The organism is Duganella qianjiadongensis, from assembly GCF_009857915.1.
Lineage (GTDB): Bacteria > Pseudomonadota > Gammaproteobacteria > Burkholderiales > Burkholderiaceae_D > Rugamonas > Rugamonas qianjiadongensis.
On sequence record NZ_WWCM01000085.1, the window covers coordinates 1 to 314 of the forward strand.

Annotated in this window: 2 rRNA genes; both read left to right on the top strand. The window is 47.5% G+C overall.

Going from position 1 to position 314, the window contains the following annotated elements:
• Window positions 1–113, top strand: a 23S ribosomal RNA gene (locus tag GTP27_RS23380); the annotation flags it as partial.
• Between the two features lie 125 nt (window positions 114–238).
• Window positions 239–314, top strand: a 5S ribosomal RNA gene (gene rrf / locus GTP27_RS23385); the annotation flags it as partial.

A 314-nucleotide genomic window follows, 5' to 3' on the forward strand; every position in this document is an offset into this window, starting at 1 on the left:
GAGCCTTGAGCTCTTTGAAGGGTCGTTCGAGACCAGGACGTTGATAGGTCAGGTGTGGAAGTGCAGTAATGCATTAAGCTAACTGATACTAATTGCCCGTACGGCTTGTCCCTATAACCTTAGCAGGGTATAGGTAAGAAGACCGTTAAACGTTGTTGAGACAACTTCATTACCCACATTACTTACTATTCCAGATTCTGAGCAACGTTCATGTGAACGCGGCTCGTACAAGTCAAAGCTTGATGACCATAGCAAGTTGGTCCCACCCCTTCCCATCCCGAACAGGACCGTGAAACAACTCTGCGCCGATGATA